The sequence below is a fragment of the Jonesia denitrificans DSM 20603 genome (genome assembly GCF_000024065.1).
In the GTDB taxonomy this organism is placed as follows: domain Bacteria; phylum Actinomycetota; class Actinomycetes; order Actinomycetales; family Cellulomonadaceae; genus Jonesia; species Jonesia denitrificans.
The window spans coordinates 2,578,684-2,604,133 of record NC_013174.1; the positions used below are offsets into that span (position 1 = coordinate 2,578,684).

The following is a 25,450-nucleotide window of genomic DNA, read 5'->3' on the forward strand; positions in this document are numbered from 1 at the left end:
GTGTTTGGGGTGTTGTGGGTATGGGAAAAGGGTGGGGTACTGGCAAGGTTTCCTTGCGAGTACCCCACCCTTTTTGTGGTGGTGTTGCGGTCGTGTCCTACTCTCCCACACCCTGTCGGGTGCAGTACCATCGGCGCTGGTAGGCTTAGCTTCCGGGTTCGGGATGGGACCGGGCGTTTCCCTGCCGCTATGACGACCGCGAGTTGTGTGGGCCACTGAACCGTGTGTGGTGTGGTGGTTTGTGGTTTGTGGGTGGTGAACCGGGTAGTGGACGTGGTGTGCAGGTGTGTTTGTGTGGTGTGTTAGTGGTTGGCGTATTAGTACCGGTCAGCTCCGCGCATTACTGCGTGTCCACGTCCGGCCTATCAACCCACTGGTCTGGTGGGTGCCTTCACAACCAAGTGGTTGTTGGAAACGTTATCTTGAAGCAGGCTTCCCGCTTAGATGCTTTCAGCGGTTATCCCTTCCGAACGTAGCTAACCAGCCGTGCACCTGGCGGTACAACTGGCACACCAGAGGTTCGTCCGTCCCGGTCCTCTCGTACTAGGGACAGGTCTTCTCACGTTTCCTGCGCGCGCAGCGGATAGGGACCGAACTGTCTCACGACGTTCTAAACCCAGCTCGCGTACCGCTTTAATGGGCGAACAGCCCAACCCTTGGGACCTACTCCAGCCCCAGGATGCGACGAGCCGACATCGAGGTGCCAAACCATGCCGTCGATATGGACTCTTGGGCAAGATCAGCCTGTTATCCCCGGGGTACCTTTTATCCGTTGAGCGACCACGCTTCCACAAGCCATGGCCGGATCACTAGTTCCGACTTTCGTCCCTGCTTGACCTGTCAGTCTCGCAGTCAAGCTCCCTTGTGCACTTACACTCGCCACCTGATTGCCAACCAGGTTGAGGGAACCTTTGAGCGCCTCCGTTACTCTTTAGGAGGCAACCGCCCCAGTTAAACTACCCACCAGGCACTGTCCCTGGACCCGATCAGGGTCCGAGGTTAAGGTATCCGATTCAATCAGAGTGGTATTTCAACGTTGACTCCACCCACGCTGGCGCGCGGGTTTCCTAGTCTCCCACCTATCCTACACAAACTGAAGCGAACACCAATACCAAGCTATAGTAAAGGTCCCGGGGTCTTTCCGTCCTGCTGCGCGTAACGAGCATCTTTACTCGTAATGCAATTTCGCCGAGTTCATGGTTGAGACAGCAGAGAAGTCGTTACGCCATTCGTGCAGGTCGGAACTTACCCGACAAGGAATTTCGCTACCTTAGGATGGTTATAGTTACCACCGCCGTTTACTGGGGCTTAAATTCTCAGCGTCACCACCAAAGGTGGTTAACCGATCCTCTTAACCTTCCAGCACCGGGCAGGCGTCAGTCCGTATACATCGACTTACGTCTTCGCACGGACCTGTGTTTTTAGTAAACAGTCGCTTCTCTCTGGTCTCTGCGGCCTACACCCGCTTACACCAACCGCACGGGCTGGCAACGGGGCAGGCCCCCCTTCTCCCGAAGTTACGGGGGCATTTTGCCGAGTTCCTTAACCATGATTCTCTCGTCGCCTTAGTATTCTCTACCTGATCACCTGTGTCGGTTTCGGGTACGGGCGGCTAACACCTCGCGTCGAGGTTTTTCTAGGCAGCAGAGGATCACCAACTTAACCCCATCAACTCTCACACCTTCATGGGTACCGGATTTACCTAATACCCGTGCTACAGTCTTGGCCGTCGTCAACCATCGCGACGGTTTGGCTACCTTCCTGCGTCACCCCTGTTAATACGCTCACGCCACCACACTCACGTCCCAGCACAACGCACCAACACCATAGAACCCCCACAAGGGGAATCCCACAGCATCAATGCCCGTGGTGCAACGATCATTATGGTTTTGTGTTGGGCGGTGCTTCGCCGGTACGGGAATATCAACCCGTTATCCATCGACTACGCCTGTCGGCCTCGCCTTAGGTCCCGACTAACCCAGGGCAGATAAGCTTGACCCTGGAACCCTTGATCATTCGGCGGACGGGTTTCTCACCCGCCTTTCGCTACTCATGCCTGCATTCTCACTCGTGTAGTCTCCACCACTCGGTCACCCGGCAGCTTCACCATCTACACGACGCTCCCCTACCCACAACACCCACAAAGGGATGTCATGCCACAGCTTCGGCGGTGTACTTGAGCCCCGCTACATTGTCGGCGCGCGATCACTTGACCAGTGAGCTATTACGCACTCTTTCAAGGGTGGCTGCTTCTAAGCCAACCTCCTGGTTGTCTGGGCAATCACACATCCTTTCCCACTTAGCACACGCTTAGGGGCCTTAGCTGGTGGTCTGGGCTGTTTCCCTCTCGACTACGAAGCTTATCCCCCGCAGTCTCACTCCTACGCTTACACTTACCGGCATTCGGAGTTTGGCTAACGTCAGTAACCCGGTGGGGCCCATCGGCTATCCAGTAGCTCTACCTCCGGCAAGCAACACGTAAGGCTGCACCTAAATGCATTTCGGGGAGAACCAGCTATCACGAAGTTTGATTGGCCTTTCACCCCTACCCACAGGTCATCCCCCCAGTTTTCAACCTAGGTGGGTTCGGTCCTCCACACGGTCTTACCCGCGCTTCAACCTGCCCATGGGTAGATCACTTCGCTTCGGGTCTAGACCCAGCGACTAAAAACGCCCTATTCAGACTCGCTTTCGCTACGGCTACCCTCCAACAGGTTAACCTCGCCACTGAGCACTAACTCGCAGGCTCATTCTTCAAAAGGCACGCCGTCACCCCAACCAAGGAGGCTCCGACGGATTGTAAGCACATGGTTTCAGGTACTATTTCACTGCCCTCCCGGGCTACTTTTCACCATTCCCTCACGGTACTATCCGCTATCGGTCATCAGGGAGTATTTAGGCTTAGCAAGTGGTCTTGCCAGATTCACACGAGATTCCTCGAGCCCCGTGCTACTTGGGAACACTTCACACAAAGGCCACCATGTTTCAGTTACGGGGGTCTCACCCTCTACGCCGCTGTTTCCCACCAGCTTCACCTACACAATGACTTTCTCACTTTGCAACTAGCCGGCAGACTAGAAACGAAAGGTCCCACAACCCCGATACGCGCAACCCCTGCCGGGTATCACACACGCACGGTTTAGCCTCATCCGCTTTCTCTCGCCAATACTCACGGAATATCTCTTCCTGTCGGTACTAAGATGTTTCACTTCCCGACGTTCCCACCCATCGTCCTATACATTCAAACGACGGCACCTGAACATAACTCCAGGTAGGTTTCCCCATTCGGACACCCTCGGATCACAGCTTGTTTGCCAACTCCCCGAGGCTTAACGCAGGCTACCACGTCCTTCATCGGCTCCTGATGCCAAGGCATCCACCATGTGCTCTAAAACACTAACAACAACAAAAAAACATTACAGACACACAAAGATGCATCATCACGTCCACTATCCAGTTCACAACCAACAAACCCACCCCACACAGCCACACCACAAAGCGCAACCACACAAGGCAGACAACCAACCACAAACCAACCCCCACCTCACCACAATCACATCAAACAACATGACATGAAGCCAGGCAAAGCAGGGAACAACCAGGTTTGCGACCCGATAACCCAACAGTGTGTCTCATAGCCATCACAAAAATGTTTGCTTTCCACAACCACAAACCCCCGTGCCCAGCCCCCTTCACAACAAAGGGAACCCATCACACAAAAAAAGGGGAACGTGTTACTCCTTAGAAAGGAGGTGATCCAGCCGCACCTTCCGGTACGGCTACCTTGTTACGACTTAGTCCCAATCGCCAGTCCCACCTTCGACAACTCCCTCCCCAAAAGGGGTTAGGCCGCCGGCTTCGGGTGTTACCAACTTTCGTGACTTGACGGGCGGTGTGTACAAGGCCCGGGAACGTATTCACCGCAGCGTTGCTGATCTGCGATTACTAGCGACTCCGACTTCATGGGGTCGAGTTGCAGACCCCAATCCGAACTGAGACCGGCTTTTAGGGATTCGCTCCACCTCACAGTATCGCAACCCATTGTACCGGCCATTGTAGCATGCGTGAAGCCCAAGACATAAGGGGCATGATGATTTGACGTCGTCCCCACCTTCCTCCGAGTTGACCCCGGCAGTCTCCCATGAGTCCCCACCATTACGTGCTGGCAACATAGAACAAGGGTTGCGCTCGTTGCGGGACTTAACCCAACATCTCACGACACGAGCTGACGACAACCATGCACCACCTGTACACCAGTCCAAAGGAAAACCCCATCTCTGGAGCGATCTAGCGTATGTCAAGCCTTGGTAAGGTTCTTCGCGTTGCATCGAATTAATCCGCATGCTCCGCCGCTTGTGCGGGCCCCCGTCAATTCCTTTGAGTTTTAGCCTTGCGGCCGTACTCCCCAGGCGGGGCACTTAATGCGTTAGCTACGGTACAGGAATCGTGGAACAATCCCCACACCTAGTGCCCAACGTTTACGGCATGGACTACCAGGGTATCTAATCCTGTTCGCTCCCCATGCTTTCGCTCCTCAGCGTCAGTAACGGCCCAGTGACCTGCCTTCGCCATCGGTGTTCCTCCTGATATCTGCGCATTCCACCGCTACACCAGGAATTCCAGTCACCCCTACCGCACTCCAGCCTGCCCGTACCCACCGCAAGCCCGACGTTAAGCATCGGGATTTCACGACAGACGCGACAAACCGCCTACGAGCTCTTTACGCCCAATAATTCCGGACAACGCTTGCGCCCTACGTATTACCGCGGCTGCTGGCACGTAGTTAGCCGGCGCTTCTTCTGCAAGTACCCTCAACCACAACAACAATCATGGCCTTGTTCCTTACTGAAAGGGGTTTACAACCCGAAGGCCTTCATCCCCCACGCGGCGTCGCTGCATCAGGGTTTCCCCCATTGTGCAATATTCCCCACTGCTGCCTCCCGTAGGAGTCTGGGCCGTGTCTCAGTCCCAGTGTGGCCGGTCGCCCTCTCAGGCCGGCTACCCGTCAAAGCCTTGGTAGGCCATCACCCCACCAACAAGCTGATAGGCCGCGAGCCCATCCCCCACCAGAAAAAACCTTTCCACACCAAACCATGCGATCTGATGTCATACCCGGTATTAGCCACCGTTTCCAATGGTTATCCCGAAGAAGGGGGCAGGTTACTCACGTGTTACTCACCCGTTCGCCACTAATCCAACCAAAGCAAGCTCCGGTCATCATCGTTCGACTTGCATGTGTTAAGCACGCCGCCAGCGTTCGTCCTGAGCCAGGATCAAACTCTCCATAAAAACCAAACAAAAACCAACCACCAAACAAGGCAGCCAGCCCTCATCCATACAAAGAAAATCCCAACCCCACAACAACCACCCAAACAGGCAGCCATCGCAAAATTGACTAAAAAAATCCAACCACCAAAAAAAGCAGCCAGACAACAAACAAAACAACTACAAAACACACTATTGAGATAACAAACCACAAACCCACAACAACCACCCCACCACAACAGCAGGACAATCATCAGGGAAACCAGCACCGGCCACCCACCAGAAGAACAAACCCTCCGGCAGCGACCCCGTCGCGCTGACAAAAGAAAACATTACCCACCCCCCACCACCAAAATCAAACCCACACCACGTGACGCCAGACACAGAGTCGCAGGTCACGGGCCTGACTCACAACGCCGGGCGTGTCTCAAGGGAGAAAGCCACCCGGCCTAGTGAAAAGGGGGCAGAACGCTAAGCAGACAACGCAGCTCCATTGAGCGCACGCCAAAAGAACAACGACGTGGGGTACTGCTTGTTCACGCCATAGGGAGACATCGGCTCAAACCCCTCCGACACATACAACGCCACAGACTCCGGCTGCGCCGTCCCACTTGCCAGCACCAACTGGGCAACACCAGCCTGCTGTGCTTGCGCATCGAGAGTCTGCATGACCTGACGCGCCAGCCCCTGCCCCCGGAACTGCGGATCAACATACACACGCCGCACCTCAGCAGTACGGGCCACACCAAACTCAGGTTCCTGCCCCGTCACATCCACCAACGCACCACAGGCAGCTGGTACCCCGTCAACATACGCAACCACCATGGCAACAAGGCCGTGAGGTTCTGGGTCCGTCGCTGGCATTGGCGCTTGATAGCGAGCGGTCACATCGCGAAGTTGCGCCCAACGCAACGCAGTCGCATCCGCATTGTCCCAAGGAACACAGACAATCATGGGGCACCAATCTGTCGGTCAACTGTGCGTGAGGATCACCCACGGCGGTGGTCAAAGACGTGTGTCACCACCGTACGAAACCAATCGGCCACTGCGGGAGAGTTTCAAGCTGTGACGTTAGGCGGTTGACCTGTGATTGCGCCAACACACGGGCACGAAACCCACGGGGCGCACTGCCCCAGCAAACCTCGTCACACCACAACACCCGCAGAACGATCAGGGAAAACACGTCGGGCGCGCATCTGTTATCAGATGCGCGCCCGACAAGCGCTCCTGGCACACCCCTCAGCGTGCCGACAATGCTATGCGTGAACGAGTGCCGTTAACACGGACGTGAAGAAACCCAGCCCGTCTGTCCCACCACGGTGGTTCATTCCATTGTCTGGGCCGAAACCCTTCTCCACAGCGTGCTCGGGGTGAGGCATCAACCCCACCACGTTGCCGCGTTCGTTACTGATTCCGGCAATGTTGCGACGCGAACCGTTCGGGTTCCACCCGTCGTAGCGGAACACCACGCGGTTTTCCGCTTCGAGCATGTCAAGGGTGTGGTCGTCAGCAACGTACTGGCCATCCTGGTTTTTCAGTGGAATGACAATGCGCTGCCCGTGGCTGTAGGAGTTCGTCCACGCGGTCTCAGCGTTCTCGACCGCGAGAGTTTGTTCGCGGCAAATGAAGTGAAGGTGATCGTTTTTGATCATCGATCCGGGCAGGAGGTGTGATTCGGTGAGAACCTGGAATCCATTGCAGATCCCCAAGACCGGCATACCGCCGTGAGCGGCGTCAATCACTTTCTCCATCACAGGGGCGAAACGGCTAATAGCACCTGCGCGCAAATAGTCACCGTAGGAGAACCCACCGGGCAACACCACGGCATCCACATCGTTCAACGAACCATCCGCGTGCCATAGCGACACCGGCTGACCGCCAGCAAGGCGGATAGCACGTGCCGCATCACGGTCATCGAGAGTTCCGGGGAAGGTGATAACACCGATCCTCGCGTTGCTCATTGTCTCAGTCATCACTGTCCCTCACCGGATGCGTCAGTCACAGCGACGACGTCTTCGATGACGGGGTTAGACAGAAGTGTGACAGCAGCCTCGCGGGCTTGAGCGAGGATCTCCGGAGTGACGTCACCGTCGACCTCCAGTTCAAAACGTTTTCCTTGACGGACGGAGACAAAGCCATCAAAACCCAACCGGGGCAAGGCGCCAGCAACTGCTTTTCCTTGCGGGTCGAGGATTTCGGGCTTGGGCATAACGTCGACGACTACGCGTCCCACGGGCACTCCTGGTGTTGGATGAATCGCACGGATTTCGGCTCTAGTCTACTGGGGTTTTCGTCCACCTGACGATGCGCCCGCTATGTGGCGGGCGCATCGACCGGGTTACTGCGCGTCAGTGGGTAGGGTGAGGCTTTTTCCGGTGATGCGGGTGTACGCCTCAAGGTAGCGTTCCTGGGTTGCTGCCACGACGTGCTGCGGCAAGGCCGGTGGTGGGGTGTCACTGCTGCGGTCCCACCCGGATTCTGATGAGGTCAACCAGTCACGGATGAACTGTTTGTCAAAGCTTGGTTGCGCTCCGCCGGGTGCCCACATGAGTGCATCCCAAAATCGTGAGGAGTCGGGGGTGAGGACTTCGTCGCCAAGGAGGATTTCTCCGGTGACCGGGTCGGTTCCGAACTCTAGTTTGGTGTCAGCAAGAATGACACCGTGCTCGCGCGCAATGCCTTCCGCGTGGGTGTACACGGCAAGGGTGTGGTCACGAAGGATTTCGGCTGCCGCCCATCCAATGCGTTGAGCGGTGTCCTCAAAGGTGATGTTTTCGTCGTGCTCGCCAACCTCAGCTTTGGCTGCGGGCGTGAAAATGGGGACCTCAAGTCGGGAGCCGTCAGTGAGCCCTGCAGGCAGTGGCACCCCGCACACGGTGGAGTTGTCGCGATATTCCACGAGTCCAGAGCCGGTGAGGTATCCGCGGACGACACATTCAATGGGGAACATGGTCAAGCGACGACAGATCATAGCCCGGCCATCTACGGCAGCGGGGATGAGGCCATCGGTTGGTGTCACCGAAACCTCAAGGCTGACCAGGTGGTTGCCGACGATCTCCGCGAGTTGCTCAAACCACCACACGCTGAGTTGTGTCAGGACGATGCCCTTCCCAGGGATCCCTGGGGACAGGACATGATCGTAAGCGCTGACTCGGTCGGAGGCGACGACAAGGACAACGTCGCCGAGCGGGTGTGGCCCACCGAGCGCATCGGTATCAGGTTCATACAGGTCACGCACCTTCCCCGAGTACACGTGGCGCCAGCCCGGGAGGTGTTGTGCTGTTGTATCAAGCCCACTCATGGTGCCACCGTGATCTCTCCGCGTTCTGCTTGCGCGGCAATGTCGCGCCGGTAGTGGGACCCGTTCAGGTTGATGTGCGCGATCGCCTCGTAGGCACGTTCCCGTGCCTGGGTGAGGGTTGTTCCACGTGAAACCACGGACAGCACGCGCCCTCCCTGGGACACAAGAGTCCCGGCTTGGTTGATCGTTGTCCCGGCGTGGAGCACATGAACACCAGGAACGTGTTCTGCCTTGTCAATCCCAGTGATCGCATCCCCCGTGGTGGGGGTGTCTGGGTAGTTGTGGGCCGCAAGAACAACCGTGACAGACACGTCGTCGTGCCACGCTAGCTCAGGAAGATTTGCCAGGGTGCCTGTGGCGCCCGCGAGGAGCACCTCGGATAAGGGCGTTGCAAGTCGCGCAAGAACCGACTGTGTCTCAGGGTCACCGAACCGGACATTGAATTCAACAACGCGCGTCCCTGTGCTGGTCAACGCCAAGCCCACATACAGAATCCCCACGAATGGGGTGCCCCGACGAGCCATCTCGTTGACGGTGGGTTGGGCAATGCTGGTGATGACCTCATCGACTAGGCCCGCAGGCGCCCAGTCCAGCGGCGTGTACGCACCCATCCCACCAGTGTTGGGTCCGGTGTCTCCCTCGCCCACCCGCTTAAAGTCCTGCGCGGGGCTCAGCGCACGCACTGTTGTTCCGTCACTCACGACAAACACCGACACCTCGGGGCCGTCAAGGTACTCCTCGATGACGACCTTCGCGTGGGCGGCGTCCCGCCCTTCCAAACACGCCTGAGCGTGTGCGAGTGCGGCATCCCGGTCGGTGGTGACAACAACACCTTTGCCGGCTGCTAACCCGTCGTCCTTGACGACATAAGGGTGGTCTGAACCGACCGCTGCGAGCGCATCGGTAACGTCGTTCATGGTTGTGCACACGTAAGGACGGGCCGTGGGTACACCTGCGGCGGCCATGACTTCTTTGGCGAACGCTTTTGAGCCTTCGAGTTGTGCCGCCTTGGCTGATGGTCCGAACACGGGGATCGATGCGGCGCGAATCGCGTCAGCCACACCAGCGACCAGCGGCGCTTCAGGACCCACCATGACCAGGTCTACCCCGAGTTGGCGGGCCAACGCTGTCACCGCATCGGGGTCATTTGCGTCCACATCGTGGCGGGTTGCCAGTTGCCCGATGCCCGGGTTTCCGGGGGCGGCGTGGAGGTCATGTGGGTTGCGCCCCGTACGGGTGTGCTCGTGAGCGAGGCTGTGGACAATGGCGTGTTCGCGGGCTCCGGAGCCAAGGACGAGGATCTTCACACCGTGATTCTAGTCTCCGTGGCATCGTCCTGGGCGGCTGTCCACGGATCGTCGTGACGATTCGCCCAGTGAGACGGAATGTGAATGTGCGGTGTCCCCCCTACCCCGATAACCTACGGTACCGTAGGGTTGGACAGGACACCGTGTCACCGCCTGACCTTTCAGGTGCAACTCCCCTGACTTTGGAGTCCTCATTACACTCACACCAACAGCACCTGCGCGCCCCACATCTGCCCGTCGCCGCGGAACTGCTGGCTCCGCCCACTTTTCCCAAGTCCTGAAGACCGTCAAAGACGCTGGTCTTCTCACCCGCCAACGCGGTTTTTACCTAACGATGCTCTCCATCCTTGGGTTGAGTATCGTCGGCCTGGCTGTTGGTTCCTTTTTCCTCGGTGACAGCTGGTTCCAGCTCCTTATCGCCGCCGCTCTCGGTATCGTCCTCACCCAGGTGTCGTTCATTACCCATGAAGCTGCGCATCGGCAGGTTTTTACCTCTGGCCCCGCGAACGACACCATGGGACGTATCCTCGCCAACGCCGTGGTGGGTATCAGCTACCAGTGGTGGATGAACAAGCACACCCGCCACCACGCCAACCCCAACACGGTAGGCAAAGACCCCGACATTGAGCGGGACACCATTTCCTTCACACCTGACGATGCATCCGCCCAACGTGGTTTCAGTGGCTGGTTGACCCGGCGTCAAGGTTACTTGTTCTTCCCTCTCCTGACGCTGGAGGGCCTTAACCTCCACTGGCATTCGCTGCGCTACCTGGTCACCGCCCCGTCAGTGAAGAACCGGACAACAGAACTTGTGACTGTCCTTGCTCGACTCAGCATCTACGTGGCCCTGGTCTTCCTCCACCTGCCGGTTGGTATGGGGTGTGCGTTCCTTGGCGTGCAACTTGCGGTCTTTGGTGTGTACATGGGCGGGTCCTTTGCCCCCAACCACAAAGGCATGCCCCTCATCGACCGGGTGACCACAGTGGACTTCTTCTCCCGCCAGGTCCTCACTTCACGCAACATCCTGGGCCGTACCCCACTGGCAAACCTGTGGCTCACCATGGCCTACGGTGGCCTTAACTACCAGGTGGAACACCATCTGTTCCCGAACATGCCCCGCATGCACCTGCCTGCGGCAGCAAAAATTGTGCAACAGTACTGTGCTGACCTCAACGTCCCCTACACGGTGGCAAGTGTCCGCCAGTCCTACAGTCAAGTCATCAGCTACCTGAACCGGGTAGGTCTGTCAGGGCGTGATCCTTTTGACTGCCCGATGGTCACCCAGTTCCGTCCAAGCTGAGAACTTCAGCCTATAGACAAAAGCACGCCGCCGATTACGATGATGGGAGCGTGACTCCAGGTCACGCCCTGCCATAGGAGGGCAAGCGTGAACACACAGAGACGTGTCACCGCAAAGGACGTTGCACGACGCGCCGGGGTGTCCCAAAGTACTGTCAGTTATGTTCTTAACGACACTCCCAACCAAACGATCTCTGACGACACAAAAAAACGTGTTCGGTTGGCCGCAGAAGAACTGAACTACATGCCCTCTGCGGCTGCCCGCACGCTGCGCCGCGGCACAAGCGACACTGTTCTCGTGATCATCCGGGACGCACAGATCGGGGAGATCCTTGCGCAAATCCTCGAAGGTGTTGTCCATACGCTTGACCCACATGGTCTCAATGTCATTTACCGCCGTCAACGCCCGGGCAAAAGCGCTCTTGACCTGTGCCACGAGCTGATGCCAGCTGCAGTTGCGAACTTCGCGGCACTCACAAAAGACGAAATCGGTCGGATCCAGGAGTGGAACATTCCCGTTCTTTCCATCTCTTTTGACGACACCGCCCCCACGGATGCCGGGGACACCGTCATATTGGCGCAGACCGCGATAGGACGAACTCACGTGGCTCACCTTCACGAGCAGGGGCACACAAGGATCGCCTACGCCGCCCCAGACATTCGTGACGTGGAAGACTACGACACGTGGCGACTCACCGGAGTCCGGGACGAATGCGTAACCCGGGGACTACCCCGCCCACCTGTGATCCACACACCGTACAACCTCGACGGGGGGATGGAAGCTGCCCGCGAAATTCTTGCCCTGGACCCACCAGTCACAGCGATCTCAGCGTTCAACGACGAAGTCGCGACCATTTTGTTGGCCGCTTTTCACCGTTTGAATGTGCCCATCCCGGAGCGTCTGTCCATCATCGGAGTCGACGATCTCCCCCTGTCACCCTTCACTTACCCGTCACTGACCACGATCAACATCCACGCCTATGACATCGGCACACACGTGGCTCAGCTGGTGTTGCGCACTGTGCGCCCCGACCTGAACCTGCCAGCTCCCCCACCGGTGGGGGAGCTGACGTTGATCACACGTGACTCAGTCAGCGCCCCGGTTAGTCCACCAGGGCATGCCGAATAATGGTGTGCTCACGCCCTGGACCGGTACCAATCGACGAGATTCGGCACCCCGACATGCTTTCCAACGCAAGCACATACTGTTGCGCATTGACGGGCAAGTCATCAAACGACTGCACACCGTAGATGTCTTCAGTCCACCCGTCAAAGTACTCCAGGATGGGGGTTGCGTGGTGGAACGCTGACTGGTCTGTGGGCATCTCGTCGTAGCGGACACCGTCCACGTCATACGCCACACACACCGGGATTTTCTCGATACCGGTCAGGACATCCAGTTTGGTCAACACCAGGTCAGTCAACCCATTCACACGTGACGCGTAGCGTGCAATGACCGCGTCATACCAGCCACACCGGCGGGCACGGCCAGTGGTGACACCAAACTCGCCACCTTTCTTTTGCAGGTACTCACCCATGTCGTCAAACAGTTCCGTAGGGAATGGTCCCTCACCAACACGAGTGGTGTACGCCTTAATAACACCGATCACTCGGTCAATACGGGTGGGGCCAACGCCTGACCCGGTGCACACACCACCAGCTGTTGCGTTTGATGACGTCACAAACGGGTAAGTGCCGTGATCAATGTCCAGCATGGTGGCCTGACCACCCTCAAACAGGACAGTTTTCCCCTCATCAAGGGCGTTGTTCAGCTCCAAACTCGTGTCACACACCATGGGGCGTAAGCGTTCTGCGAGCGCAAGCAACTCCTCAACGATCTCATCGATGAGGACCTCACGGCGGTTGTACACCTTGACCAAGAGTTGGTTTTTTTGCTGCAGGGCACCTTCAACTTTGGCGCGCAGGATTTTTTCGTCAAACAGGTCCCACACGCGGATACCGACACGGTTGATTTTGTCGGAGTAGCTGGGTCCAATTCCGCGCCCGGTCGTGCCGATGCGCCGCTTACCAAGGAACCGTTCGGTGACCTTGTCCATGGTGCGGTTGTAGGACGGGATGACGTGTGCGGACCCGGAGATCAGGAGTGTGGAGGTGTCCACACCGCGTGCTTCTAATGCGTCCAGTTCTTGGTAGAGAACTTCAATGTCAATGACGACACCGTTCCCAATGACGGGTGTGACTCCTGGTGACAAGATCCCGGAGGGCAGGAGGTGAAGTGCGTACTTGTCACCGTTGATCACGACAGTGTGACCGGCGTTGTTCCCTCCGTTGAACTTCACCACATAGTCGACCTGTGCACCGAGTTGGTCGGTGGCCTTGCCTTTGCCTTCGTCTCCCCATTGGGCTCCGACGACTACTACGGCTGGCATGGAATCCCCACTTTCAACTGCCGGGTGTCTGGGTGTGCCGCGTGCAAGCGGTGTCGGGGGAGGCGAGCGGCAGTGTCCCGGTCTCCCAGAGAAGTTTACCGATCTTTTGCCTTGTTTCCACTGTCACATGGCCCATATGGACATGTGGAGGGACAACTCATGGTGACCGGGGCCCATGACGTTGGTTACCACGTGGATAATTTCCGGATGCGCACCTCTTCACCCGGGCCTATGATCTAGCCATGTTCGAGATCGCCACAACCCCCATGGCCACGACCGTCGTCATCTCTGGCGATCTCGATTTGGCGTCCCGGGATCAGTTCCTCGAAGTCGCTGCGCGCCTCACGTCGTTGCGACGGTCCTTGCTCACCATTGATATGTGTGATGTGCGTTTCATGGACTCCACGGGTGCGGCTTTCCTCATTTCGTTAGCGGAAACTGGGCAACGTCGCGGGTGGTTGACTGTTCTTCGTGGAAGTTCCGATGCGCACCGGTTCGTTCTTGATATTTGCGGGGCGACGCATCTTTTTCGGTTCGACACCGAACACTACTGCCACCACACGGCGTCGCCGGCTTAACCGTTACGGTGGGCTGCCGGGACTCATCGAACTTCTGGGGCGCCACGCTCCTGCGTCACCGGAACGTGAGCCCACACAACCTTTCCGGCTCCTTTAGGGCTCCACCCCCAGTTCGCCAGCCGGTCCACAATCTTTACTCCATACCCGCCGTAGCGGTCACCGTGACCATCCATCCGGATCGGACCAATCGGGTTTTGGTCCTCTACCTCGATGCGCAGGTCTTCACCGAGGTCATACACTCGTAACGCAAACTGACCATACCCGTGCAACACCGCGTTGGCGGCGAGTTCAGACATGACCAACTCCGCAAACGTTGTGTGTGGTTTATCCCACTCGTCACATAATCGCATAATCACATGTCGGGCTCGGGCCACTGAACTGGGATCCCCAGGAAACGTCGCCCGATAGGACCGCGCCAAATCCATTCCCTGAACCGACAACTCATCACGTACCGGTATGCGCACCACCACAAGAGCCACATCATCTTCAGGAGCGTCCGCAAGCGCACGCAACAACAACTCACCCCACTGATCCGCAGCACACTGCGGAACGGTTTGCGCGAACTCCTGCAGTTCCTTAACCCCCGCCTGCATGGACCGGTCTCGACGCTCAATAAGCCCATCGGTGTAAAACAACACCACATCACCTGGACGCAACCGGATCGTCGCCGAGGAACGCGGACGCGGCAGAAAACCGATCAACCCGCCGCCCGCATCGTCTAACAAAATCGCTTCCCCATCCCGCACCAAAATGGGAGGAAGGTGACCAGCGCGTGCATACTCCAACTGCCAGGTTCCTCGTGACTTACTCTCACGCAACCGGCCATACACCATGGACGCCTGGCGAGGAATGTCCAGCCCATCCACCAACCGGTCCACGCGTTCAATCACCTTCGACGCGCTCACCCGGTCAAAGGCGTACGACCGTGTGATCGAGCGAAGCTGACCCATCGCGGCGGCAGCCTCCAGGTCATGGCCGACAACATCGCCAACCACAACACCCACCGTCTGCTCGTCAACATACAAAATGTCGTACCAGTCACCACCCACCCGGGCGTGCTCATTCGACGGTGCGTAATAGGTCCATACATCTAACCCGGCCACATCCACTTGGGTCGGCAACATGGACTGTTGCAACGCCTCAGCGAGCTCATGCTCGTGTTTGTACAACCGTGCATTGTCCAACGTAGTCCCAATGCGTCGTGACACGGCGGACAACACTTTGAGGCTTTCCGTACCCAAATCAGGGACCTCAAAGGGTTCCCCCAGTTCATTGGTTTCTGGGCACGCCATCACAATCGCCCCAAGGACCCCTGACCGTCCCAGGATCGCCTGTATGATGAGTGGTCCACGTGGGGTGAACCCGTGGACGTCCCACACATCATCTAAATGGTCCATGAACGCCCGGGTTCGCGTCGATTCCTCAGCGTCAAACCCGCACGGCAACAACACTGGGTCAATCCGTTTTCCAACAAGCACCTGGAGAACGGGGTCTACCGCCCCGCTCCCATCCACGTCTCGACTGCGGTAGTCACCTCGGTGGCGTGGGCGCGCAGGTGGACGGATCGTCTCGGAATACTCCAGCCCCTTGCCCTCGAGGAAAAACCCCACCCAATCAACTGGGAACGTTGCTTCAAGAATGCGAGAGATCTCCGCGAGCGGAGAAGTTTGGCTTTCTGCGGAGAGCAATTCCGAAATCTGGGATAACGCGTCCAGTGCTCGTTCTGCGGCGGGAGCCGCGTACCCGAATGCTTCATCAAACCCCGTCAGCGGGAGAAACTGGACAACCCAGCGCTGCGAGGCACCTGGCGAAGTGGCCAACGGGGCGATAACTGCTTGAACGATGCCCCAGGACCCCTCCGAGTGGACCAGGTCCGCGGTCCACACCTCACCTCGCAACACTTGGTGAGAGCGCACCTCTTCACCGTGCCGCCAGAGTGCCTCTGCGGGTGACGGGATGTGACGTGTACTCACAGCGCTGCCCCCACCCGATCCACGACGTGACGCTTGTGGGCCCCAAGTTTCAATGTTCCCCGTGCGTTTGTCTTGCCGACGGAGGGTGATTTTCAGGTCGTTGAACGTTTGACCAGATGGGGTGGAGTCCACCCCTAACAACTCACGAAAGGCGCGGTTTGATGCCTCCACAACAGGAGGTGAAAACTCGCCCTTGAGCAGGACATACGGGACCGGGGAGTCCTCAATTTCAGGCGCCAACTCGCCAGAAATGTGAACGTTCATTGTTCGATCTTGTGGCGGCACACCCATGGAACCATTTTGCCTGATCTGCAAGGATGCGGCATTCGGTAGAGACAAACCCTCCCGTTGGACGGGGAACAGCACGTAGGATAACTGACACCGGCACCTGGCCGGACCGCTCACGGTGACGTAGGGGGATGACGTGACACAGACACACAAGCTCAACTCGCTCAGCTCATGCGACGAGGTGTCTTACCACATGCACGGCCGTCAGGCCGTCATCGTGCTACGCGGCGAAATCGATATTGACATCCAGTCATGTTTTGCACGTGTCGCCGAAATGCTCCACCCCCACACTGACGACATTGTCGTTGACGCAGAAGGTGTGGAGTTCATTGACTCATCAGGGATCGCGGTACTCGGTCAAATTGCACACAACCACCCCGGACGAGTGACACTCCTCAATGCACCACCCACCATGCTTTTTATCCTTGAGGTCACCCAGCTCATCGATGTGATCCGGTTGGAATCAGGTCACCTCACCAAGTACCTTGACTCTGCTGTCCCAACACACGCCGAGTAGTAATCCTCTCCTGCGATCGCGCCACTGCGGCACGATCGCGCACAACACCACAATGGCCGGCCACCCCGAAGGGTGACCGGCCATTGTGGTGGTCAGTGACTGATGGTCACTTCATTTTGTTCCCAGCGGAACGCAGTTGCTGTGCTGCCTCGATGATACGAGCAGCCATGCCGCCTTCGGCGAGCTTGTACCATGCGCGCGGGTCGTAGGCCTTCTTGTTACCGACCTCACCGTCAACCTTGAGCACACCATCGTAGTTCTTGAAGAAGTGGTCTGCCACGGGACGTGAGTACGCGTACTGGGTGTCAGTGTCGATGTTCATCTTGATGACACCGTTGTCGACTGCTTCTGCAATTTCTGCAGCAGTCGAACCAGAACCACCGTGGAACACGAGGTCGAAGGGGTTTTCCTTGCCAATCTTGGCACCCACTTCACGCTGAATGTCAGCAAGGAGTGAGGGGCGCAGCTTGACGGCACCTGGCTTGTACACACCGTGCACGTTACCGAAGGTGAGAGCTGTCAGGTAGCGACCCTTTTCGCCTGCACCCAGTGCATCGATGGTCTTGAGACCGTCTTCAGCAGTGGTGTAGAGCTTGTCGTTGATTTCTGCTTCGTGGCCGTCTTCTTCACCACCGACCACACCGACCTCAATTTCGAGGATCGTGCGTGCCGCTTGGGAGAGCTCCAGGAGCTCTGCAGCGATGATGAGGTTCTCCTCCAGGGGGATGTCCGAGCCATCGAACATGTGGGACTGGAAGGTGGGGTTCTTGCCCGCCTTGACCTGCTCCGCTTCCAACGCGAGGAGGGGGCGTACCCATGAGTCCAGGTTCTTCTTTGTGCAGTGGTCCGTGTGGATCGCAATGTTCACGGGGTAGTTCTTGGCGACCTCGGCAGCGTATGCGGCCAGGGACAGTGAACCAGCAATGCGGTCCTTAATGGTTGACCCGGATGCGAATTCGGCACCACCGACGGAGACCTGGATGATGCCGTCAGACTCAGCTTCAGCGAAACCCTGAAGTGCAGCGGTGATGGTTGAGGAAGACGTGATGTTGACCGCTGGGTAGGCGAACTTGCCTGCCTTGGCGCGGTCGATCATCTCTGCGTAGACCTCGGGGGTTGCGATTGGCATCAAAGACTCCAAAAAGAGAGGGGAATGAAACGATGTTCGCGACCATTCTGTCACGAACAGCCACTTCCAAGCGTAGGACGTTCGGACTGCGGGCACCACCCCGCGTGGGGGTGGTGCCCGCAGTCCGGTTTAGCTGGTGCTATTTGGTGAGTTCACCGAGGAGCTCGGTGACATCACTTTGCCCGGACAACCCGAGTTCTTCAGGGGTGTAGCGGTCAGAGGACACGGTTCCGATGATGTATCCCTTGCCGCGCGGGGCAATGTTGAAGGTGAGAACATCAATGGCGTTGTTACCGAGGTACATGTAAGCGCAGGCGGCCTTCTTTGAGGTGAGTGGTTCGCAGACCGTGGCACGCTGACCGCTGCGGTCAGCGTTCTTGTTGAACGTGCGGATGCGCTTCTCGTTGGCTGCACTCACGGTGACCGATGTGAAGGGCGCGTTGGTGCGGATTTGCTTGGACAGCGTGTGGACGGGCTTCACATACCCGGGTACTGCGCTTGCGGTGACGGTGAAGGTTTTCTTCTTGGTGTTCCACTTCGCGGTGTAGGACCGGTCGTACACCGTTGTGTTTTTGTACACTTTGGTGGAGAACAAGGTCACGCCAGATTTTTTGCTGGCTTTGACGATGTCGCTTTGGAAGGTCGTTAATCATCAATGCAGACCTTGGGGAGGGCGAGTTTTGAGGGCGCGGCGGTCGCCGGCGCGCTCACCCCACCGACTGTGATGAGGACTGCGGTCGCAAGGGCGATGATCACCCGACGTGCTTTCATGGACTCTCCTTGAGCCGTAGCAGACAACAGGCCCCGTGGCCTGCACACTTATTGTGTGGCACACCCCCGGTTTTCCACGCTGCGCATGGTCACGATTAGGTAACTATTGGCCCGGGGTGGGGATGTGCTGCACAACCCACGCGTGCATCGCGATCGCTGCCGCCGCCCCCGCATTCATGGACCGCGTCGACCCGTACTGCGTGATGTGCACAACCGACTGCGACACCTCTTGCATGGGCTGAGTCAACCCAGTGCTTTCCTGCCCAAACACCAACACACTCGCGCGGGGAAATGCGAACCCTTCAATGGGCACAGAACCATCAATATTGTCGATGCCAATGACTGTCAGTCCGTTGTCTTGAGCCCACTGTGCAAACGCCTGCGCATCCTCATGGTGCCGAATGTGTTGATAACGGTCAGTGACCATGGCACCGCGCCGATTCCACCGACGTTTCCCCACAATGTGAACCTCAGCGACCGCAAACGCATTTGCCGTGCGCACAACAGACCCAATATTGAAGTCGTGGTGCCAGTTCTCAATGGCAATATGCAACGGATGCCGGTGCTCATCAAGGTCCGCAACGATGGCGTCCATCGTCCAATACCGGTACCGGTCAATGACGTTGCGCTGATCGCCGTGCGTTAATAACTCCACGTCAAACCTGGGGTCCACGTCCCCGTTGTCATCACGCGGCCACTGCTGTGGTCCGCCCGGCCACGGACCCACCCCTTGGGCCACCGCATCGGCAGGTGAGGGAACAACACCGCCACCGGCAACCTGATCGTGGGGCTGGGACTGGGGGCGCGCATCGGCAGGTGAGGGAACAACACCGCCACCGGCTAAACCAACAGAAGTCATGGGAACCATTGTTTCATTCCTCGCAGACTTGCCCGGCTCGCGCGGACGTAGGGTGATGTTGCGTCAATTACCTGTGATGATGGTGACAGAGACACATCCACGATTGGGCACCCGCCCTCACTCAAGGAGAACGTTATGACGCGCACCATCGAATCCTGGCTCACTGACATGGACGGGGTCCTCGTCCACGAAGGGCATGCCATCCCCGGCGCCCCTGAATTCATTGCCCGACTGCGGGAAAAGGAACGGCCCTTCCTCATCCTCACGAACAACTCGATCTTCACCCCGCGTGACTTACGCGCACGGTTGTCTGCGTCAGGCATTGAGGTGGACGAATCAAATATTTGGACGTCAGCGTTGGCGACAGCAAAGTTTTGCGCCGATCAGATGCCTGGCGGGTCTGCCTACGCCATCGGGGAGGCAGGACTGACCACCGCACTGTATGAGGCTGGGTACACGCTCACCGATTCGAGCCCTGATTATGTGGTGCTCGGGGAAACGCGCACCTATTCGTTTGAGGCGATCACCAAGGCGGTGCGGCTCATTCTTGATGGTGCCCGGTTCATTTGCACGAACCCGGACCCAACAGGTCCATCCCAAGAAGGGCCGATGCCTGCAACTGGTGCAGCCGCCGCGATGATCACCAAAGCCACCAAACGTGAACCGTACTTTGTCGGCAAACCCAACCCGATGATGTTCCGTTCTGCGCTCAACCGTATCGATGCGCATTCAGAAACCACGGCCATGATTGGTGACCGGATGGACACTGACGTGGTCGCTGGTATTGAAGCAGGGTTGCAAACCTACCTGGTTCTCACCGGGTCAACGGCCCCGCACGAGGTTGACGGTTACCCGTTCCGCCCGTCCGAGGTGCGCGATTCGATCGCGGACCTGATCGACCTTATTTAGTGCCTGCAGCGCCCCAGTGACCGCCACGGTGGGGCGGGAATCCGAAGCGAGTCCCGCCCACCGTGGTGCTGAATCGTCTGTGTGTGCTGGCGCGTGTGCCTGTCGATGCGCGGCACAGCTGGTTGCGAGTGGTTACGCAAGTCCGAGGTCAGTGAGACCAAACAGCGAGAGGTATGGCACACCGAGCGCCTCAATTTTCTCCTTGGCACCCGTTGCGCGGTCCACAATGGTTGCGACAGCAACAACGTCTGCCCCAGCGGCCCGGCACGCCTCAATGGCAGCGATGGGTGACCCACCGGTCGTTGTGGTGTCTTCCACAACAACAACTCGGCGACCTGAAATATCTGGGCCTTCAATCTGACGCTGCATCCCGTGGGCTTTCGCAGCCTTGCGGACAACAAACGCGTCCAAATCCAATCCGCGTGACGCAGCAGCGTGAAGCAACGCGGTGGCAATGGGGTCAGCGCCTAATGTCAGCCCACCCGCAGCGTCGACGTCTGCCGGACCAAAGCCAGCTTCTTCAAGGGTGTCCAACAGGACGTGGCCAATGAGGGGGGCGGCGCGGTGGTGCAACGTCACCCGACGCAAATCCACGTAATAGTCAGCTGTCGCACCAGAGGACAACGTGACCGTTCCATGGACGACGGCCAGTTCACGAATCAGGGCAGCAAGCTGTTCACGAGGTGTTGGGGAAAGTGTCTCAGTCACACCACCAGGGTACGCGACGTTAGGTCTGGCTTGGCGTGGTGATCGGATTGCGGCGTCCAGCTGCCGTGCTGGCCACTGCGCCACGCACTTGCAATGCCCGCACAACAAACCGCGGCAAAATACGCAACAAGCCAGATGCTCCCTTGTACCGCAGTGACGGGGTTGAAAGGACCGCACCACGGCGCGCATCGGCCAGAGCTTCACGGACAAGTTCCTCCGCTGACAGCCACGCAACCTCGGGGAACCCCGAATAGTCAATGCCTGCACGTTCGTGGAACTCAGTGTGCACAAACCCAGGGCACAACGCCATCGCGGATGCCCCCGTTCCTGACAATTCCACAGCAAGTCCTTCGGTGAAGGACCGCACCCACGCTTTATGCGCCGAGTAGGTGCCTGATGCGGTGAGCGCGGCGACCGAGGACACATTGATAATGAGCCCTCGTCCCCGTTGGCGCATGACCTTGGCTGCGGCATGCGATAACCGCATGACCGCCTCCACCATGACCGTCAACGCCTCGGCTTGGTCGTCAATCTCAGAATCCAGGAACCGAGTGTTGATGGCATACCCAGCGTTGTTGACCAGAAGGTTAATGGGGCGGTCCCGGTCACTGAGCCGCTGCACAACCGAGTCGATCCCCTCGCGTGTCCCCAAGTCAGCGGGGAGCACGTCAACATGAACACCCGCAACCGAGTTCAGTTGCTGGGCGACCGCATCAAGCCGGTGGGCATCGCGTGCCACCAGGACAAGGTTGTGGCGACTCGCAGCCAGTTGCCACGCAAATTCCAACCCAATGCCTGCTGTTGCTCCAGTGATCAGTGCTGTTGCCATGACTTCAGCCTAGTCGGTGTGCTCGGGCTCGGGGAGTCGGCGGGCCGCACAGCCGCGAAGAAACCGGAGAATCATGTGCCCATGGAGGACTAGTCCCCATGCAATCCCAGGAATATGCCCCACCACGCGCATCCGCACGTTGTGCGCCCCTGGAATCATCGTGTCTGACGGGAACACCACCCCATCAACCGCAGCGCGCAACGACATCACCCGGTCCCGTTCCTGCGGGTCAAGCTCCGCCACAAACTCGGCAATGTCGTCGAGGGCATCTTCAAATACGTCATTGACGTCAAAAATAGGTTCCGGGATGATGTGGGGTCGGTGAATTTTCCCGCAAATGAGCACTGCCCCCGCGACCACGTCACTGCGAGCCGAAAAAGCACCCAGCACGGCGCTTGCACCGGCACTTGCCCCCACCAACGCGACCGTCTCTCCGCGCTCGTGGCGCGCATCGATCATCGCGATCAGGGCAGCTAACCGCTCCTCCCAGGCGATCTCGCCCGCCCACCCCACCGTGAACATGCGGACCCGCGCTCCCAGCGGACGCCACAGGCGAAGCGCCGCCCATTGGGCGGACAGCAGGAACCGGGTACGGTCAAATAACCCGGGCACGTAAATGATGGTGAGCGCAGACATGATGGAGTGATCCTACCGCCTGGCCCGCAACACGATAGGCTTGCTGCCATGCGACTGGCCTCATGGAATATCAATTCAATCCGTGCCCGTACTGACCGCGCATTGGCGGTTCTTGAACGTCATGACATCGACGTCTTGGCGTTGCAGGAAACAAAATGCAAGGACGAGCAGTTCCCCGTGGCGGCGTTTGAGGAAGCTGGGTATGAGGTCGCCCACGTTGGGGTGAACCAGTGGAACGGGGTCGCGTTGATTTCGCGGGTCGGGCTTGACGATGTGCACCGCGCGTTCCCAGGCCAACCCGGGTTTGGTGAGGACCCGGTTGTTGAAGCACGTGCGGTGGGCGCAATCTGTGGCGGGGTGCGCGTGTGGTCGTTGTACGTGCCCAATGGGCGCGAGATTGACCACCCTCACTACCACTACAAGTTGCAGTGGCTTCACCAGTTGAAAAACTCTGCACAGCAGTGGACCGCCGATGACCCGGCAGCACAGGTCGCGCTTGTGGGTGACTGGAATGTGGCGCCACGTGACACCGACGTGTGGGACCGGGAGTTCTTTGAGGGGAAAACCCACGTGACTGACCCTGAGCGTGCCGCTTTTGCCGCCTTTGGCGACATTGGCTATACGGAGGTTTCTCGAGTCCATGTACCCGAGGATGTTTACACATACTGGGACTACCAGCAGCTTCGGTTTCCTAAGAACCAAGGGATGCGTATTGATTTTGCCTGGTGCTCCCCCGCCTTGACCAAGCGGGTGACTGGAGTAGAGATCGACCGCAATGAGCGCAAAGGTAAAGGCGCATCTGATCATGTTCCAGTTATTCTCGACATTTCGGAGTCACTGTGATCTTGGCCCGCGGGTGAAAACCTTCCACGTGGAAACCTCTCATACAGGTTGTGAACAGCGCAGACAACGCCAACAACAAACAGGTGGCCCCAGTGTGTCGTGACCTACTCGTGACATTCACGCAAACACTGTTTAATCTTTAATCGTCTCGACAACCGTCAGATGACGTCGAGATACCAGATGAACGCCGAGTGCTGCCGGCATCTGGTTTCCTGGACTTACGGCAGCAGTGGGGGACCCACTCTTTCCGGTTGCTTGTCAACCTTGGGGTGAAGCCGCATCCGCGGCCGGGACATACCTCGTTCCGAACCCGACAGCTCACCTCACAGGCGTCCGAGGTATCACCATGACACGTACACAACGCGTGGCGCCTGAGCACGCCCTAAAACCGGGCACAACACGCAAGCGCCGCCCCACCCTGACCATCGCTGCACTCACTGGTTCGCTGATCCTCGCCGGGATCGTCGCACCAGCAACAGCGCAAGCCACCCCGACAAGCACCGCAGCCACCACAGTAGCCACCGCGCCAGTGGCAGCAGCAACACCCCTGAACACTGCGGTCAAGAAGGCACCCAGCATCAAGGTGTCGACGTCCAAGAAAAAATGGGCTAAAGGCTCCACCCCCGCCAAAGTTGGCACCAAAGTTGTTGTGGCAGGCAAAGCAGCAACCGGAAAAGCACAGTTCTACGTGGGCAAGAAACGCGTTGCCACAAAAACCCTGAAAAACGGGAAGGCAACCTACCGGCTCTCAAAGAAGCTCTCCGCCAAGAAGCACACCGTGACCGTGCGCTACCTGCCAACAGGCTCCGCAAAGAACATCAGCACCACCGGGTCAAAGGCCACCCGCGTGCAGGTCAAAGCATCAAAGACTGACAAGGTCCTTGCCATTGCGAAAGCTCAAGTCGGCGTGAAATACCGCAGTGGCGGCACCAGCCCTAGTCGTGGCTTCGATTGCTCAGGGTTCACCCAGTACGTGTACAAGAAAGCTGGCGTGAAAAAACTTCCCCGCACCTCAAGCGCCCAAAAGCGCGCGGGCAAGCGAGTATCGCGCAGCGCCGCACGACCAGGCGACCTCGTCTGGAGCCCAGGCCACGTCGCGATCTACGCAGGCAACGGCAAAATTATCGATGCGCCACGCCCAGGCAAGAAAATCGCCGTCCGAAAAATGTGGCAGTCCAACCCCGTTTTCATCCGGTTGTAACTGTCTCCGGGGTGTTCCCACGCCCAGTGAAGGAGAGAAACTCGCGCACGATGCGTGGCATATCGACGTGGCGGTCAGGGAGACCTGACCGCCACCCGTATAACCACACCACTTGCAGCCCATCCATTAACGCCACCAGCGCTTTGGCCACTTCCGCTGGATCAAGCGTGGGTGACAACTTCTCTTGGCGGCGTAACTCCTCAAAATAGAGGGTGTATCCCTCAAGGGTGCGCCGGTAGCGCTCCGAAAAATATTCATGGGCAGGGTGCGCCGGGTCCGTTGCTTCCGCACTCAACTTCGCAAACAACGACACCATCCCCGGGCGCTCCATGTTGCGCTCCGCCAACTCCACGATCGCGTCGACCAAGTCATAGCCCTGCTCCAGCAACGGCAACGTGATGCGCACATCCTCGGCGTCACGCGCATCCAACACGGCCAACAACAGGTCGCTCTTGGATGGGAAGTGGTGGAGCAACCCGGGGTGGGAGATGCCAACACGGGCGGAAATATCACGTAGTGACGCTTCGTAATACCCGTTCTTGGCAAACACGATCATCGCTTCTTTGATGATCTCCTCACGGGTTGATTTCCCGCGCGCGTATCTGGCCATGACGATGTCCGCCTTTCAACCCCGTTGTTGCGGTAGG

At 58.2% G+C, this 25,450-nt stretch carries 22 protein-coding genes, 3 rRNA genes and 1 riboswitch; of the genes, 7 read left to right on the forward strand and 18 right to left on the reverse strand.

Features of this window, described 5'->3' with window-relative positions; all coding sequences use genetic code 11:
• Nucleotides 1-84: 84 nt before the first annotated feature.
• From rrf to purD, 8 genes are all read right to left on the reverse strand, one after another.
• Nucleotides 85-201: ribosomal RNA gene (gene rrf, locus JDEN_RS12070) — 5S ribosomal RNA — on the reverse strand.
• 96 nt (nt 202-297) lie between these two features.
• Nucleotides 298-3,403, reverse strand: a 23S ribosomal RNA gene (locus tag JDEN_RS12075).
• Between the two features lie 342 nt (nt 3,404-3,745).
• Nucleotides 3,746-5,289: ribosomal RNA gene (locus JDEN_RS12080) — 16S ribosomal RNA — on the reverse strand.
• The 16S, 23S and 5S rRNA genes sit together here, the layout of an rRNA operon.
• A gap of 447 nt (nt 5,290-5,736) precedes the next feature.
• Nucleotides 5,737-6,219, reverse strand: a complete 483-nt coding sequence (locus JDEN_RS12090) for a GNAT family N-acetyltransferase (RefSeq protein ID WP_015772652.1) — start codon at nt 6,217-6,219, stop codon at nt 5,737-5,739.
• A gap of 302 nt (nt 6,220-6,521) precedes the next feature.
• Complete coding sequence (gene purQ / locus JDEN_RS12095; RefSeq protein WP_015772653.1) at nt 6,522-7,238, reverse strand: phosphoribosylformylglycinamidine synthase subunit PurQ; 717 nt, start codon at nt 7,236-7,238, stop codon at nt 6,522-6,524.
• A complete protein-coding gene (purS, locus tag JDEN_RS12100) occupies nt 7,238-7,498 on the reverse strand; it encodes a phosphoribosylformylglycinamidine synthase subunit PurS (protein ID WP_015772654.1) in 261 nt (86 codons plus the stop codon). Before purS ends, purQ begins: the two co-directional genes overlap by 1 nt.
• Nucleotides 7,499-7,603: 105 nt before the next feature.
• Complete coding sequence (locus JDEN_RS12105; RefSeq protein WP_015772655.1) at nt 7,604-8,566, reverse strand: phosphoribosylaminoimidazolesuccinocarboxamide synthase; 963 nt, start codon at nt 8,564-8,566, stop codon at nt 7,604-7,606.
• Complete coding sequence (gene purD / locus JDEN_RS12110) at nt 8,563-9,873, reverse strand: phosphoribosylamine--glycine ligase (protein WP_015772656.1); 1,311 nt, start codon at nt 9,871-9,873, stop codon at nt 8,563-8,565. The genes JDEN_RS12105 and purD overlap by 4 nt, the downstream gene beginning before the upstream one ends.
• Before the next feature lie 334 nt (nt 9,874-10,207).
• On the opposite strand from purD, the gene JDEN_RS12115 reads away from it, so the two are divergent.
• Nucleotides 10,208-11,173 (forward strand): fatty acid desaturase family protein, encoded by a 966-nt coding sequence (locus JDEN_RS12115; RefSeq protein ID WP_015772657.1) that lies wholly within the window; start codon nt 10,208-10,210, stop codon nt 11,171-11,173.
• A gap of 87 nt (nt 11,174-11,260) precedes the next feature.
• Entirely contained in the window at nt 11,261-12,301 is a 1,041-nt protein-coding gene (locus tag JDEN_RS12120; protein WP_015772658.1) for a LacI family DNA-binding transcriptional regulator, read from the forward strand.
• Here the strand turns inward: JDEN_RS12120 and JDEN_RS12125 are convergent.
• Nucleotides 12,276-13,562 (reverse strand): adenylosuccinate synthase, encoded by a 1,287-nt coding sequence (locus tag JDEN_RS12125; RefSeq protein WP_015772659.1) that lies wholly within the window; start codon nt 13,560-13,562, stop codon nt 12,276-12,278. The genes JDEN_RS12120 and JDEN_RS12125 overlap by 26 nt on opposite strands.
• A gap of 242 nt (nt 13,563-13,804) precedes the next feature.
• On the opposite strand from JDEN_RS12125, the gene JDEN_RS12130 reads away from it, so the two are divergent.
• The gene (locus tag JDEN_RS12130) at nt 13,805-14,140 is read left to right on the forward strand and encodes an STAS domain-containing protein (protein ID WP_015772660.1); all 336 of its coding nucleotides are present in this window, start codon (nt 13,805-13,807) and stop codon (nt 14,138-14,140) included.
• A gap of 23 nt (nt 14,141-14,163) precedes the next feature.
• On the opposite strand, the gene JDEN_RS12135 is transcribed toward JDEN_RS12130, so the two are convergent.
• Nucleotides 14,164-16,377 carry an ATP-binding SpoIIE family protein phosphatase gene (locus tag JDEN_RS12135; protein WP_169304113.1) on the reverse strand — a complete coding sequence of 738 codons (2,214 nt, stop codon included), beginning with the start codon at nt 16,375-16,377 and terminating at the stop codon, nt 14,164-14,166.
• 160 nt (nt 16,378-16,537) lie between these two features.
• On the opposite strand from JDEN_RS12135, the gene JDEN_RS12140 reads away from it, so the two are divergent.
• Complete coding sequence (locus JDEN_RS12140) at nt 16,538-16,918, forward strand: STAS domain-containing protein (protein WP_015772662.1); 381 nt, start codon at nt 16,538-16,540, stop codon at nt 16,916-16,918.
• 106 nt (nt 16,919-17,024) lie between these two features.
• Here the strand turns inward: JDEN_RS12140 and fbaA are convergent, their stop codons facing one another.
• The 4 genes from fbaA to JDEN_RS12155 all read right to left on the reverse strand — a co-directional run bounded on the left by fbaA (nt 17,025) and on the right by JDEN_RS12155 (nt 19,686).
• On the reverse strand, nt 17,025-18,047 hold the full coding sequence (gene fbaA / locus JDEN_RS12145; protein WP_015772663.1) for a class II fructose-bisphosphate aldolase: 1,023 nt from the start codon (nt 18,045-18,047) through the stop codon (nt 17,025-17,027).
• A gap of 139 nt (nt 18,048-18,186) precedes the next feature.
• Nucleotides 18,187-18,648 (reverse strand): hypothetical protein, encoded by a 462-nt coding sequence (locus tag JDEN_RS12150; RefSeq protein WP_015772664.1) that lies wholly within the window; start codon nt 18,646-18,648, stop codon nt 18,187-18,189.
• A gap of 44 nt (nt 18,649-18,692) precedes the next feature.
• Complete coding sequence (locus JDEN_RS14220; protein WP_015772665.1) at nt 18,693-18,818, reverse strand: hypothetical protein; 126 nt, start codon at nt 18,816-18,818, stop codon at nt 18,693-18,695.
• Between the two features lie 103 nt (nt 18,819-18,921).
• Entirely contained in the window at nt 18,922-19,686 is a 765-nt protein-coding gene (locus JDEN_RS12155) for a TrmH family RNA methyltransferase (RefSeq protein WP_015772666.1), read from the reverse strand.
• A gap of 126 nt (nt 19,687-19,812) precedes the next feature.
• Between JDEN_RS12155 and JDEN_RS12160 the strand changes: the two genes are divergently transcribed.
• Entirely contained in the window at nt 19,813-20,586 is a 774-nt protein-coding gene (locus JDEN_RS12160) for an HAD-IIA family hydrolase (RefSeq protein ID WP_015772667.1), read from the forward strand.
• A 132-nt stretch (nt 20,587-20,718) separates the two neighbouring features.
• On the opposite strand, the gene pyrE is transcribed toward JDEN_RS12160, so the two are convergent.
• From pyrE to JDEN_RS12175, 3 genes are read right to left on the reverse strand one after another with little or no spacing between them, the layout of a single operon-like run.
• Nucleotides 20,719-21,294, reverse strand: coding sequence for an orotate phosphoribosyltransferase (gene pyrE, locus JDEN_RS12165; protein WP_015772668.1), 576 nt, complete (start codon nt 21,292-21,294; stop codon nt 20,719-20,721).
• A gap of 19 nt (nt 21,295-21,313) precedes the next feature.
• The gene (locus JDEN_RS12170; protein ID WP_015772669.1) at nt 21,314-22,123 is read right to left on the reverse strand and encodes an SDR family NAD(P)-dependent oxidoreductase; all 810 of its coding nucleotides are present in this window, start codon (nt 22,121-22,123) and stop codon (nt 21,314-21,316) included.
• A gap of 9 nt (nt 22,124-22,132) precedes the next feature.
• Entirely contained in the window at nt 22,133-22,759 is a 627-nt protein-coding gene (locus tag JDEN_RS12175; protein WP_015772670.1) for an RBBP9/YdeN family alpha/beta hydrolase, read from the reverse strand.
• Nucleotides 22,760-22,807: 48 nt separating this feature from the next.
• Between JDEN_RS12175 and JDEN_RS12180 the strand changes: the two genes are divergently transcribed.
• Nucleotides 22,808-23,602: an exodeoxyribonuclease III gene (locus JDEN_RS12180; protein WP_015772671.1), complete on the forward strand. Its 795-nt coding sequence runs from the start codon at nt 22,808-22,810 to the stop codon at nt 23,600-23,602.
• A gap of 175 nt (nt 23,603-23,777) precedes the next feature.
• A riboswitch (cyclic di-AMP (ydaO/yuaA leader) is annotated at nt 23,778-23,949 on the forward strand.
• Nucleotides 23,949-24,803, forward strand: a complete 855-nt coding sequence (locus tag JDEN_RS13280; RefSeq protein ID WP_083775232.1) for a C40 family peptidase — start codon at nt 23,949-23,951, stop codon at nt 24,801-24,803. Its footprint overlaps the riboswitch before it by 1 nt.
• On the opposite strand, the gene JDEN_RS12190 is transcribed toward JDEN_RS13280, so the two are convergent.
• The gene (locus JDEN_RS12190; protein WP_015772673.1) at nt 24,790-25,413 is read right to left on the reverse strand and encodes a TetR/AcrR family transcriptional regulator; all 624 of its coding nucleotides are present in this window, start codon (nt 25,411-25,413) and stop codon (nt 24,790-24,792) included. The two genes, JDEN_RS13280 and JDEN_RS12190, sit on opposite strands and share 14 nt — an antisense overlap.
• Between the last annotated feature and the right edge of the window lie 37 nt (nt 25,414-25,450).